The following is a 12,945-nucleotide window of genomic DNA, read 5'->3' as shown; positions in this document are numbered from 1 at the left end:
AAATCGACTATCCCTTCCATGACCGCGACGCCATCGTCACCCATTGCGGCCGGCTTTGCCGTCACCGCAAGAAGATCAACATCTCCACCGTGCTGGCTGGACAGAAGCTGGGAATTAAGGAAGTCGATGACGGCATTTGGCTCGTCAGCTTCCTGCGCTATGATCTTGGATATATCGACCTGGAACAGAGGACACTGCAAACAATCGACAACCCGTTTGGCACGAGGTTGTCACCCATGTCTTAGGGACAAACTGTTACCTATGTCTCCGGGTCGGACAGATTCGCCGTGGCGGAGGGAGAGGACTCATCCTCTAACTCTCTGATAAGCCATGGCGAATCGCCCACAACTCCCGCCCATTTCCAAGCATTTCCTCGTATGCGCAGATTTACCCGAGTGCAACGAAAGACAGGTGATTTCTACCAATAGACTCCGTGTCGACGGAATTTGGGCGGCAAGAACGAGGGTAGCCGTGGTTTATAAGACATGCCCGTGATTGTCGGATACTGCGGTGTTGCCAGGGCGGTGAGTTCACGCAGCCTGGCGATCCGGCTTTCTGTGCTTGGATGCGTTCGCAAGAGGGACGGCTCGGGAATGCGTCGGCCGGGGAGAAAAATTTCCTCCCAGAACCTTCCGACACGGCGTTCGAGTTTGCTCAGCGCTCTCATGAGACCCTCCGGGTCGCCGGTCAGCTCCGCCGCCGCGCGATCTGCGTCATACTCGCGGGTGCGCGACAGGCCGAGTTGCACGAGCGCCATCAAGGTGGGCGCGAAGATGAGAAGCGCCACGATATGCCACGGAACATAGACCGCGCCCGCGAAAATAAGAGGTAGGTTGAGGAGCAGCAGAAATTGTCCAAGCCAACTCGCGAGGGAAACCAACCGTGACAGCATATCGGCCAATCCCATGATCCACAGGTCGCGGTTCGCGATGTGGCCAACTTCGTGAGCCAGGACCCCGACGAGTTCGCGACCGTCGAGGAGTTGAAGCAGTCCATCGGTGACGCAGATTGTACTGTCTTCCGGACTGCCCATCGCGAAGGCGTTCGGCAACGGGCTCGATACGCGATAGAGCTTCGGCGCGCGCGGCAAATCGGCACGTCGCGCAAGTTCCGCTATTCCTGCGACAAGGCCGGGCGCATCACGTCCCGTTATGCGCTCCGCCTGATATGCGGACAGCAAGAAGTCTTGCGGCAGATTGGGGACAAAAATCAGACCCGCAACCATTCCGAAGGCAAGCAGCAGCCCCACCTCCGCGCCGACGACCGCTGTCATGGACACCCAGGCGATCATCGCCATAAGGCCAAGCAAGAGCGCGGATTGGACGAGATTGATAAATCGATGCCTCGTCGAGACAGCGGGCATTTCCGGCTCCTATCGCGGTTCGCCGAGTGTGATCTTGAGGCTCTTGCGCTGATCGCCGCGCCGGATGTGCAGTTCAACCTGATCCCCGGGGCGATGCGCTTCCAGCGCCGCGATCAGGTCAGCCGCTTCATCAACTCCAATCGCTCCAAGGCCGATTATCCGGTCGCCGGCTACAATGAACCCATCGCCGCTAATGCGGGCGGGCACCAGTCCCGCGCGGGCAGCGGGGCCGTCAGGATCGACTCCGAGGACCAGGACGCCGGAGGAGCCATCCTGCGCGAGCATCGCGTCGACCCTGGGATCGAATAAGATGCCGAGTCGTGGTGGTGCATAGCTGCCGCGAGCGATGAGCTGTGGCACCACCCGGTTGACCGTATCGACGGGAACCGCAAAGCCGATTCCCGCACTGCCGCCGGATGGACTGAAAATGGCCGTATTGACGCCGATCAGACGCCCCGCGCTGTCGATCAGAGGGCCACCGGAGTTTCCGGGGTTGATTGCCGCGTCCGTCTGGATCAGGCCCCGTATCGGGAGACCGTTTTCGCCCGGTAATTCGCGGCCAAGGGCCGAGACAATTCCGGTCGTCATCGTCCAGTCGAGGCCGAACGGATTGCCGATGGCGAACACGCTTTGACCGACACGCAACTCGTTGCTGGTGCCGATGGGGATTGGCGGTGGCCGGTCAGAACCTACGCCGATATGCAGGACTGCCAAATCGTTCTCGGGGGCACGCCCCACCAGGCGCGCGGAGAAGGCACGGCCATCAGCCAGCCTGACGACTGCCCGGCTCGCGCCGGCGATAACATGGTTGTTCGTTACCACATGGCCGAGTTCGTCCCAGACGAATCCTGAACCGTTCCCGCGCGGAACGTCATAGGCGTTCCGGGTCCAGGGATCCACTACACGCTCGGCCGTCGTGATGAAGACGACACTGTCTCGAGCGGCATTGAAAACCGTGATGGTGCTTTGTTCGAACGCCGCCAAGTCGCCGCGCGGAGCGACGGCGCGCGGTTCGGCAAACCGACCCAGCACAACGCTCTGAATGATAGGAAAGCTCTGCCACACAATTATGATAAGGAGCGCGGCAGAGGTTGCTGAAACAAGTCGAATGAAAAAGGTTCGGTTCATTGACCGCCATCCGCATTTTCAGTAGGGAGCTGTTCGCGCCGGTCCTGATCGCGCACCAGCCAGTGGACAGCGCCGAGCGCCAGCGCCGCGCCGGCAAGGGCGGCGATTTTGGCCGGCTCCGTCTCGCCCAGATCGAGGATTATGAATTTGCGCGCGATGGCGAGGAGCGCGATCAGCGCGATCGTGCGGACCTGGACGATCCCGAAGCTGCGTTCGGTCGCAACAAGAAGGGAGCGCTTGAACTCGAGCGCGATCACCACGGTGAAGATCATGCCGAACACCACCTGGAAGGTGGTGTAATCGAGCGTGTCGAATGCCCCCAGAACCAGGCGGTTCACGACTTCGCGCATCAGCGCCCAGACCGATGCCACGACGATCGCCGCAATGATCACGCTGAGGACGAAGATGACAACTTGCTCGAACTTCTCGTAGAGCGTCATCGCCGACCATTGTTCACGGGTCAGCCCGGATCGTTGCAAGTCCTTCATGATTTCCCCTCGAAGGCCGCCCCGGAGAGACAAGCTCCCCGGGGCTTCGCCAGACGGTGCAATATCGCACGGAGCGGAGGGGACGCCGCAAACCGGCGACCCCCAATGTGACAAATCAGCCGTTCTTGACCTCGATGCGCTTGACCTTCGCCTGCGCCTCGGGTGTCTGGGGCAGCTTGATCGTCAGAACCCCGTTCTTGAAGGATGCCTGCGCCTTTTCGCCATCCACACCGGGAGGGAGCGGAATTGTCCGGTAGATTGCGCCGTAGCTGCGCTCGGACAGGTAATACCCCTTCTTCTCCTCCTGCCGCTCGATCTTCTTCTCCCCCTTCACAGTCAACATGTCATCGTTGACCGTCACCTCGATGTCCTTCATCTCCATGCCCGGCAGCTCGATCGACACTTCGATCGCGTTGTCGGTCTCGACCATGTCGGATTTGGCTTCGCCGCTGCCCCAGGGCCATTCGAACTGACCGACCCGGTTCCAGAAGTTCTCGAACACATGGTTCATTTCGCGCTGGAGCGTCGCGATCGGGTTGTCTTCGATGCTCTTGGCGTCTGGCGCGCCGTCCTTGCGCGCCCAGGGGATGAGGTCTTTGATCTGCATGATATGGTCTCCTTCGGTTTTCAGGCGCCCTTGACGGCGATCCTCTTCGGCTGTGCTTCAGGGGCTCGGGGGAGCGTCAAAGTGAGGACACCTCCACGCATCTCGGCTTCGATCCGGTCGGGGTCGAAGTCCTCGGAAAGCGTGAAGGCACGCTCGAAATCGCCCTCGCCATATTCGGCATAGGCAAGTTCGAGGTTTTCCGGCCGCACCGGGTCAACCTTGCCGCGGATCGTCAACACACGATTTTCGAGCGTGATTTCGACCGTATCGGCGGCGACCCCAGGCATTTCAAGCATCATGGAGACACCCTGATCGGTCTCGACGATATCGGTCAACGGGCGGTAGATGCGTCCGCCGCCGGTGGTCTCGGGCGCGTCGGTCGGCGTCTTTTCGGCGGCTTGCGTGATGTCGGTGCTCATCGTTCCAGCTCCTCTCAGGCTGCCTTGATCTCGATTTTCTTCGGCTTTTCTTCCTCGGGCCGGGAGATGACGATCCGCAATACGCCGTTCGTCATCCTCGCCTCGACCTTGTCATCCGAGGCCGCGAACGGCAGGCGGATAGTGCGGGAAAACTTGCCGTAACCGCGTTCGTTGCGGTGCCAGCGCGCGCCTTCGGGCACCGAGGGCGCTTTGCGTTCGCCCGAAAGCGTCAGGACGTTGTCCTTGACCGAAATCTCGATGTCGCCCGGTTCGATGCCGGGAAGCTCAGCGGTGACGGCAACGGCCTCAGGGCCTTGCCAGACATTCACCGCCGGGAACGCCGCGCGGGACGACGGCCAGAAGCCGCGGTCGAGATCGCGCATCATCGAGCGCATCAGCGCGAAGGGATCGCTGCGGCGCAGATATGTCGGATAGAGCATTGCTGGCCTCCTGCTGCTGATCGATGCCCCGAACCGGCGGCATGGTCCGAGCGGGCAACGGCGCCGGCCGGATGTCGGTTCGGAGACCGCCCATCAAGATAGGCAGTTCCATCTGTTAGGCAAGCATATATGATGCATGCATTGCACTTCGGATGGAGTGCGGTCTATCCTTTGTCTCATGCAACCGGAGGAAGGATACCCATGATCTCTTCGGACCTCGCGCTGATCGGGACGACGATCCACCGGGTCGCGCAGCTCATCCAGCAGCGGATCGACCAGGACATCCGCGACAGCGGCCTGACCCGCCTGTCCTGGATGGCGGCGGCGCATGTCGAGGATGAGCCTGGGCTGACCATCGGCGATCTGGCCGACCGGCTGGAGGTCGGCCCGGCCACAGCCGGCCAGCTCGTCGATCGCATGGTCCGGGGCGGCTGGGTCGAGCGGTCGCCCTCGCCCGACGACAGGCGGGCGCAGATCGTCACGGCAACGTCGAAGGCCCGGGCGATGCTGAAGGAACTCGCGCCGCGGCAATCGGCGCTCGAAGATGAAATCCTGCAGGATCTGTCGGCGGACGAAAGGCGCATCCTGCTGGCGCTGCTCGAGCGGATCAAGGCGCGGCTCGGGCGCTAGTGAAAGGGACAAGGGGCATGGAAAAGAAGACCGAATACAACATCTGGTACTGGGTGGTGGCTTTCATAGCCGTGCTTTTCATCCAGAACCTGATCGCCGGCTGGCAATCCGTCGCGCCGATCAGCTACAGCCAGTTCGAGAAGTATCTCGCTGACGGGAAAATTTCCTCTGTCGCGGTCGGGTCAGACACCATCACCGGCACCTTCGCCGAACCGGTCGACGGCAAGAAGCAGTTCGTGACGACCGTAGTGAATCCCGCAATCCTGGAACGGATAGACCGGTCAGGTATCGAGATCACTGGCGTTCCGCAAAACACTTTTCTCGGCACGCTGATTTCCTGGGTGGCTCCAGCGCTTGTCTTCTTCGGAATCTGGATGCTGCTGTTCCGCAAGTTCGCCGAAAAACAGGGCTTCGGCGGGTTCATGCAGGTCGGCCGCAGCAAGGCCAAAGTTTATATGGAAAAGGAAACCGGCGTCAGTTTCGCTGACGTGGCCGGCGTGGACGAGGCCAAGGCCGAGTTGGAGGAGGTCGTGGAGTTCCTCAGGAACCCCGCCGAATACGGAAAGCTGGGCGCACGTATACCCAAAGGCATATTGCTCGTAGGGCCGCCGGGCACCGGCAAGACGCTTCTCGCCCGCGCGGTGGCGGGTGAGGCGGGTGTGACCTTCTTTTCGATCTCGGGATCAGAGTTCGTCGAGATGTTCGTGGGCGTCGGTGCCGCGCGGGTGCGCGACCTGTTCGAGCAGGCTCGGAAATCCGCGCCGGCGATCATCTTCATCGACGAACTCGACGCTCTCGGGCGGGCGCGCTCCTCCGGACAGATCGCCGGTGGCCACGATGAGCGTGAGCAGACGCTGAACCAGCTTCTGACCGAGCTCGACGGCTTCGACCCTTCGGTGGGCATCGTGCTGCTTGCGGCCACGAACCGCCCCGAGATCCTCGACCCCGCACTTCTGCGCGCCGGACGCTTCGACCGGCAGGTGCTGGTGGACCGGCCCGACAAGAAGGGCCGCATCCAGATCCTCGGCGTGCACATGAAGAAGGTGAAGCTCGCCCCGGATGTGGATGCCGAAAAGGTCGCGGCGCTCACGCCCGGCTTCTCGGGCGCCGATCTTGCCAATCTCGTCAACGAGGCCGCGCTCCTGGCCACGCGCCGCAAGGCGGATGCGGTGACGATGGACGACTTCAACAATGCCGTCGAGCGCATCGTCGCTGGGCTTGAAAAGAAGAACCGCGTCCTCAACCCGCGCGAACGCGAGATCGTGGCGCATCACGAGATGGGGCACGCGCTGGTGGCGATGGCGCTGCCGGGGGTGGATCCGGTGCACAAGGTCTCGATCATCCCGCGCGGGATTGGCGCGCTCGGCTATACGATCCAGCGTCCGACCGAGGACCGCTTCCTGATGACGCGGGAGGAGCTGGAGAACAAGATCGCAGTCCTGCTTGGCGGGCGCGCGGCCGAGAAGATCATCTACGATCACCTCTCGACCGGCGCGGCCGACGATCTGGTCAAGGCCACCGATATCGCCCGCGCCATGGTCGCACGGTACGGGATGGACGAAGATCTCGGGCATGTCAGCTACGACACCGATCGGCCCGGCTTTCTCGGCACCGGCGACCAGTCGTCCTGGCTGAACCGCCGCTACAGCGACGCCACTGCTGAGCGGATGGACGCGAAGGTGCGCGACATCGTGGATGGCGTGTTCAAGCGCACCCTCACCCTTCTTGAAAGCAATAGGGATCTTCTTGAGCAATCGGCGCAGGATCTCCTGCAACGAGAGACACTGGACGAGCCCGATCTGGTGGCAATTGGGTCCAAGGTGAAAAGAACGGAAGCGGTCGCTGCGTGACACTGTCACTGGCGCAGATGATCGGCGGACAACCCTGACTGGATAGAGAAAACGGAGAAGAGAAATGGCAAACGGAGCTTGCGATATTTGCGGTCGCCCGGCGACGGCGCGCGTGCGCGCCTCGGTGAACGGCAGAATTCAGAACATGGAGCTTTGCGACCAGCATTACCGCGAGATGGTGCGCCGGTCGGGCCGCAGCGCGTCGCCGTTGGAAGCGCTGTTCGGACGGCATTCCCTTTTTGACGAATTCTTTGGCGATAGTGGTTTCGGCAGCCTCTTTGGTGACAGCCCGTTGCGGGGCGGCACGCTCGGCGCCATGGGTGACGGCGATGACGATGTCGTCGAGGCCACTTTCGGCGAGGGCGCGCCACGACGCGGATCACGGCGCGGCGGCGGCGGGCGCAATATCGCCGATCGACTGAGCGAACAGGGCAACAAGCTGTTGCAGGATGCCGCACAGAAGGCAGGAGAATTCGGACGCAGCGAGGTCGATACCGAACATCTGCTTCTGGCACTGACCTCGTCGGACATCGTCAAGACGATCCTGGAACAGTTCAAGGTCGATGTGGACGATCTGCGGCGCCAGATCGAGAAGGAAGCGAAGCGTGGAGAGGCCAAGACGGAGGGCGAAATCGGCGTCAGTCCTCGCCTGAAGGACGCGCTGAACCGGGCCTTCATCGCCTCGAACGAACTCGGCCATTCCTATGTCGGTCCCGAGCACCTGCTGATCGGCCTTGCCGAGGAAGGTGAAGGCCTGGCCGCGTCGATCCTGCGCAAATACGGGTTGACGCCGCAGGCGCTGCGCCAGCAGGTGACCAAGGTGGTGGGCAAGGGGGCCGAGGAAGGCCGCGTGGAGGCGCCTTCCAGCACCCCCGATCTCGACCAGTACAGCCGCGACCTGACCAAACTCGCCCGCGAGGGCAAGCTCGATCCCGTCATCGGCCGCGCCCGTGAGATCGAGACGACGATCGAAGTGCTGGCCCGCCGGAAAAAGAACAACCCGGTGCTGATCGGCGAGCCTGGCGTGGGCAAGACCGCCATCGTCGAAGGACTCGCACAACGGATCGTCGCGGGCGAAGTGCCCGAGGCGCTGCGCGATAAGCGGCTCGTGGAGCTCAACATCAACTCGATGGTCGCCGGGTCCAAGTACCGCGGTGAGTTCGAGGAGCGGGTGCAGAAGATCCTCAAGGAGATCACCGAGGAGAAGGACAGCCTGATCCTGTTCATAGACGAGATCCACACCATCGTCGGCGCCGGCCAGGGCGGCGGCGAGGGCGGCCTCGACATCGCCAACACCTTCAAGCCGGCGCTGGCGCGGGGCGAGTTGAACCTGATCGGCGCGACGACGCTCAACGAGTACCAGAAATACATTGAGAAGGACGCAGCGCTCGAACGCCGCTTCCAGCCGGTCTATGTCGAGGAGCCTACGGTGGCTCAGGTCATCATGATCCTGCGCGGTCTGCGCGACACGCTGGAGGCGCACCACAAGGTGACGATCACCGACGAGGCCATTGTCGCTGCGGCCGAGCTTTCGGACCGCTACATCACTGGGCGCTTCATGCCCGACAAGGCAATCGACCTGATCGACCAGGCCGCCGCACGGGTGAAGATCAGCGCCACAGCGCGCCCCGTGGACGTCCAGGAGCTGGAGGCCGAGGTTGCGCAGATCAGGCGCGAGCAGGACTATGCCGCAGCCCGAAAGCAGTTCGACCGGGCAGCGGAACTGAAAAAGGAACTGGAGCAGAAGCAGAAGGAGCTGGACGAGCTACTGGAGATCTGGAAGCGCGACCAGGCTTCGGCGACCGCCGAGGTGCGCGCCGATCATGTCGCGCAGATCGTCTCCAAGATCACCGGCGTTCCGGTCACCGAGCTGACCACCGAGGAGAAGGACAAGCTCCTCAAGCTCGAGGAGAAGCTGCACGAGCGCGTCATCGGCCAGGAAGAGGCCATCCGCGCCGTGGCGGATGCGGTGCGCCTGGCGCGCGCGGGCCTGCGCGAAGGACGCGGCCCGACGGCGACATTCCTGTTCCTTGGGCCGACCGGCGTTGGCAAGACCGAACTTGCCAAGACGCTCGCCGAGGTGATCTTCGGCGATCAGGATGCGATGATCCGCATCGACATGTCGGAATATGGCGAGCGCCACTCGGTTGCCCGGCTGGTTGGCGCACCTCCGGGCTACGTCGGATACGACGAAGGCGGGCAGCTGACGGAGAAGGTGCGCCGTCGGCCCTACTCGGTCGTGCTCCTCGACGAGATCGAAAAGGCGCATCCCGATGTCTACAACATCCTGCTTCAGGTGTTCGACGATGGCCGCCTGACAGATGGCAAGGGCCGCGTGGTGGACTTCACTAACACCATCATCATCGCCACCTCGAACCTCGGTTCGGACATCATCCAGCGCAACCTCACGAAACGCGGCAGCAGGGAGTTCGACGAGGCCAAGCAGAAATCCGAACTGATGGAGGTGTTGCGCGGTCATTTCCGGCCAGAGTTCATCAACCGGATCGACGAGATCATCGTCTTTCATTCGCTGAACCAGTCGGAGATCCGCCAGATCGTCGAGTTGCAGCTCAACCGGGTGAAGCGGACCGCCCTTACCCAGGGTGTCGAACTCGAACTCGATGTGAGCGTCGTGGATCACTTCGGCGCGGTCGGCTTCCGTCCCGAATTCGGCGCCCGCGAGCTGCGCCGGCTGATCCGGTCGGAGTTGGAGACCGAGTTGGCTCGCGAAATGCTCTCGGGGCGGATCGAGGATGGCGACAAGGTCCGCGTCGCTTGGTCAGCGGACGAACAGAAGGTCGTGTTCGAAAAGATCGCAAGGGACACCGGTGACGACAGCCCGGACGATCAGGCCCAGGCCGGGATCGACGAGTCCAGCGAAGGTGCCGAAAACAAGGCGGACGCTCCGACGCCCGACGTCCCGGTCGACGCCAAGGGTGAGGCGCCGTCCAAGGATGACAAATCCGCCGGGTGACGTTGCGAAGGACTGGCCCGGCGCGATGACGGTCGCGCCGGGCCATTTCGTCGGAGGGTTACAGGAAGGATCCACGGCATGAAAGTCATCAGAGCATTTCGCAATCTTGACCGGCACGGGCAACAGCGCGCGCCTGAGGTCATCGAGGAAGAGGTGCGGCAACTTGAACCGCATCTTGGACGCTTCCGCGAGGATCTCGTCCGGCTCGAAGTCGTCGCCTCGCAGACGAGGGGCAAGACGCGCATCCAGGTCAGCCTGCGCCTGCAACTGCCCTCGGGCGTGATCGCGGCGCAGGAAGAGGGGTTCGAGATCGAGCCTGTCCTGCGCAAGGCCTTTGCCGACCTGCGCCACCGGGTCGATCGGCATGTGGCGCGCCTCAAGCACGAGCCGGAGTTCAAGCGTCCCGCCCGCCGGCGCCGGATTGGCGCCCCACTCCCGCCCGCGCGGGATGCGGCGGAGGCGGAGCGGCGCCAGCTTTTCTTCGGCCTGATCGAGGATCATCTCGATACGGTCTATGACACCGTCAGGCGCGAGTTGACCTATCTCGAATGCAGCGGATCTGTGCCGGCAGGTTACCTGAGCGTTCGCGATATCGTCGATGCGACGATCCTCAAGGGGCTGGAAAAATTCGAACAGCGGCCGACCGAGTTTTCCATAGGCGACTGGCTGCTGAAACTGGCTTTCGAGACCATCGAGGCCGAGGCGCATGCCGCGCGCCGCGCGGTGCCCGAGGACGCCGCCTCGATCGACGCGAAACCCGAGACTCCGGCCGAGGAACCCACCGAGTCGGACGAGGAGATGTTCGAGTTCTACCAGCCCGACGACGTGCCGCTGCTCGAGGAACTCGTCGCCGACGACGGTGGGGACGACCCCGAAACGGCGGTCGCGAAACGGCAGGACGCGCTGGCCTTTCACCGGGCGATCGCCGGTCTGCCGGCGCTTTGGCGCAGGGTCCTGTTTCTTGTCGATCTGAACGACACCCCGCTTGAAACAGCCTCCTCCGTTCTCGGCATTCCCGAAGACGACGTGACCCGGATCGTCCAGTCGGCGCGCGATTATCTTCGCGATAAACTGCGTGACTCAGGTCAGTCTTCCGATACCGCTCATGCGCTTTTTGAGAGTTCTCATCAGAGAAGGTTACGAATTCCACAGCCCCTGCGGGATCGCGCTCGGCTGGAACGCGCTTTTCTGGGGGACAACCGAGGGGAAGCACCATGATGCGCCGACACAATCGTCCACCCTTTCCGCCGACGATACCCGGGACCAACATGAGGTCATGGGACGTTCCGACCGCGATCATTTACCGGCCGGCTCGTTCCACGATGACATCGGCGCCGCGGCCCAACTACTGGATACTGGAATTCGAGCCGTCGCGCCCGCCCCACATCGAGCCGCTGATGGGATATACCTCCAGCGACGATCCCTATCGTCCGATCCGGCTGAAGTTTCCCGACCGCGAAAGCGCCGTGGAATTCGCGGAGCGGCAGGACTGGCGCTACCTCGTGCGTGAGGACGTGGCTCACCGGCATGCGCCTGACCGCTGGCGGGGAGAGGAGCGGCATCGCCTCTACAAGGGAGCCGACGCCCCGAACGCCTTTCGCATACCGTCCCGCCTGGATCGGGGTCGCACGGACCACCGACTCCGGCGCGCAGTCGATAAGGAAGGCTCGGTGGACCTGTCGTCGCAAGAACAGGCGGAATTCGATCCAGTTATCGAAGCCAGTCTTGAAACCTTCCCGGCCTCCGATCCCCCAGCCTGGACGGGCGTGACGATCGCCGGGAAAAAATAATGAACGGAATGGCCAGCGCGAGCGAGGATCTGCCGCTTGTTTCCCTACCTTGACAGCGTCGCGCGCCGCTACCCGCCCGTCATCGTATGGGCGGTCATCGGCATGAACGTCCTCGCGTTCCTCTATCAGATCAGCCTGCCTCCGCGCGTGCTGGACCGGTTCCTGTTCGAGTTCGCGCTGGTGCCCTCGCGCTTCTTCGGGCAACTGAGCCTCGTCGCCCCGTCCGACTGGACCCCGTTCCTGACCAACATCTTCCTGCACGGGGGCTGGCTGCACCTCATCTTGAACATGTGGACGCTCTGGATCTTCGGCCCCGCCGTCGAAGATCGGCTCGGACCGGGTAGATTCACGTTGTTCTATCTGTTCTGTGGTGTTGCGGCCGGACTGGCTCACGCGCTGGCGAACCCCGACTCAGTCGTTCCCGCGCTTGGCGCGTCGGGGGCGATCGCGGGCGTGATCGGTTGCTACGCACGCATGTTTCCGGCGGCTCGGCTGGTGGTGATCGTGCCGATTCTGTTCATTCCGCTGTTCTTCGAAGTGCGCGCGTTCATTTTCGCAATGATCTGGTTCTTCATGCAGGTCATTCCCGGCTTTCTGTCGCTCGGCGGCGATCAGGCCACGGGCGGGATCGCTTGGTGGGCGCATATCGGCGGGTTTCTCGCCGGTTGGCTCGTAACGCCACTCCTGCGAAGGCGCGCCGACGCCTATCGCCACTATTATCGCGACGAGGGCATCTATGGCTTTCTGCCGGATGGTCGAAGGGAAGGAGGACAAGGTCCATGGACATAATGCAGCTGTTCTGGCTGTTCTTCATCATTTCGGCGCTGCAGCCGGTTCTGCAGCGCAGATATCTTGAGGCGATGCGCACTCGCAAGATCGCCAACATCGAGAAGAAGCGCGGTAGTCGCGTCATTCTGCTGATTCATCGACAGGAGACCATGAACCTGCTGGGTTTCCCCCTGATGCGCTACATCGACGTCAATGACTCGGAGGAAGTGCTGCGCGCGATCCAGATGACCGACGACGAAGTGCCGCTCGACATCGTGCTGCACACACCGGGCGGCCTTGTGCTGGCGGCAACACAGATTGCCCGCGCCATTCAGGGACACAAGGGCAAGGTCACAGTGTTCGTGCCACATTACGCGATGTCCGGTGGCACGCTGATCGCACTCGCTGCCGACGAGATCGTGATGTGCGAACACTCCGTGCTGGGACCCGTCGATCCGCAACTTGGCCAGTTGCCTGCAGCCTCGCTC

The 12,945-nt window shown here is 62.6% G+C and carries 13 protein-coding genes and 1 pseudogene; 8 read left to right on the top strand and 6 right to left on the bottom strand.

All coding sequences use genetic code 11. The features are described 5' to 3' along the window. Window positions 1-245, top strand: a pseudogene (locus tag L630_RS0119540) (IS481 family transposase); the annotation flags it as partial. A gap of 173 nt (window positions 246-418) precedes the next feature. On the opposite strand, the gene L630_RS0119535 reads toward L630_RS0119540, so the two are convergent. The 6 genes from L630_RS0119535 to L630_RS0119510 form a co-directional block, all read right to left on the bottom strand. After that, entirely contained in the window at window positions 419-1,363 is a 945-nt protein-coding gene (locus L630_RS0119535) for a zinc metalloprotease HtpX (protein ID WP_024849882.1), read from the bottom strand. 9 nt (window positions 1,364-1,372) lie between these two features. Further along, a complete protein-coding gene (locus L630_RS0119530) occupies window positions 1,373-2,491 on the bottom strand; it encodes a trypsin-like peptidase domain-containing protein (RefSeq protein WP_024849881.1) in 1,119 nt (372 codons plus the stop codon). After that, a complete protein-coding gene (locus tag L630_RS0119525; protein ID WP_024849880.1) occupies window positions 2,488-2,979 on the bottom strand; it encodes a phosphate-starvation-inducible PsiE family protein in 492 nt (163 codons plus the stop codon). The genes L630_RS0119530 and L630_RS0119525 overlap by 4 nt, the downstream gene beginning before the upstream one ends. Before the next feature lie 115 nt (window positions 2,980-3,094). Next, window positions 3,095-3,586 (bottom strand): Hsp20/alpha crystallin family protein, encoded by a 492-nt coding sequence (locus tag L630_RS0119520; protein WP_024849879.1) that lies wholly within the window; start codon window positions 3,584-3,586, stop codon window positions 3,095-3,097. A 20-nt stretch (window positions 3,587-3,606) separates the two neighbouring features. After that, the gene (locus L630_RS0119515; RefSeq protein ID WP_024849878.1) at window positions 3,607-4,005 is read right to left on the bottom strand and encodes an Hsp20/alpha crystallin family protein; all 399 of its coding nucleotides are present in this window, start codon (window positions 4,003-4,005) and stop codon (window positions 3,607-3,609) included. Between the two features lie 14 nt (window positions 4,006-4,019). Next, complete coding sequence (locus L630_RS0119510) at window positions 4,020-4,445, bottom strand: Hsp20/alpha crystallin family protein (RefSeq protein WP_024849877.1); 426 nt, start codon at window positions 4,443-4,445, stop codon at window positions 4,020-4,022. A 201-nt stretch (window positions 4,446-4,646) separates the two neighbouring features. Between L630_RS0119510 and L630_RS0119505 the strand changes: the two genes are divergently transcribed. From L630_RS0119505 to L630_RS0119475, 7 genes are all read left to right on the top strand, one after another. Next, window positions 4,647-5,075, top strand: a complete 429-nt coding sequence (locus L630_RS0119505; RefSeq protein WP_024849876.1) for a MarR family transcriptional regulator — start codon at window positions 4,647-4,649, stop codon at window positions 5,073-5,075. A gap of 17 nt (window positions 5,076-5,092) precedes the next feature. Next, window positions 5,093-6,925: an ATP-dependent zinc metalloprotease FtsH gene (gene ftsH / locus L630_RS0119500; protein WP_024849875.1), complete on the top strand. Its 1,833-nt coding sequence runs from the start codon at window positions 5,093-5,095 to the stop codon at window positions 6,923-6,925. A 64-nt stretch (window positions 6,926-6,989) separates the two neighbouring features. Continuing rightward, on the top strand, window positions 6,990-9,899 hold the full coding sequence (locus L630_RS0119495) for an AAA family ATPase (RefSeq protein WP_024849874.1): 2,910 nt from the start codon (window positions 6,990-6,992) through the stop codon (window positions 9,897-9,899). Window positions 9,900-9,977: 78 nt separating this feature from the next. Next, on the top strand, window positions 9,978-11,117 hold the full coding sequence (locus tag L630_RS0119490) for a flagellar biosynthesis protein FliA (protein ID WP_024849873.1): 1,140 nt from the start codon (window positions 9,978-9,980) through the stop codon (window positions 11,115-11,117). Beyond that, window positions 11,114-11,689, top strand: coding sequence for an NADH dehydrogenase ubiquinone Fe-S protein 4 (locus L630_RS0119485; RefSeq protein WP_034331000.1), 576 nt, complete (start codon window positions 11,114-11,116; stop codon window positions 11,687-11,689). Before L630_RS0119490 ends, L630_RS0119485 begins: the two co-directional genes overlap by 4 nt. 36 nt (window positions 11,690-11,725) lie before the next feature. Then, a complete protein-coding gene (locus L630_RS0119480; protein ID WP_024849422.1) occupies window positions 11,726-12,478 on the top strand; it encodes a rhomboid family intramembrane serine protease in 753 nt (250 codons plus the stop codon). After that, the coding region (locus L630_RS0119475) for an ATP-dependent Clp protease proteolytic subunit (protein WP_024849871.1) at window positions 12,469-12,945 on the top strand (477 nt) is incomplete at its 3' end. The genes L630_RS0119480 and L630_RS0119475, both read left to right, overlap by 10 nt.

The sequence above is a fragment of the Aminobacter sp. J41 genome (genome assembly GCF_000526635.1).
GTDB lineage: Bacteria > Pseudomonadota > Alphaproteobacteria > Rhizobiales > Rhizobiaceae > Aerobium.
This window is presented reverse-complemented; position numbering and strand designations above follow the sequence as displayed.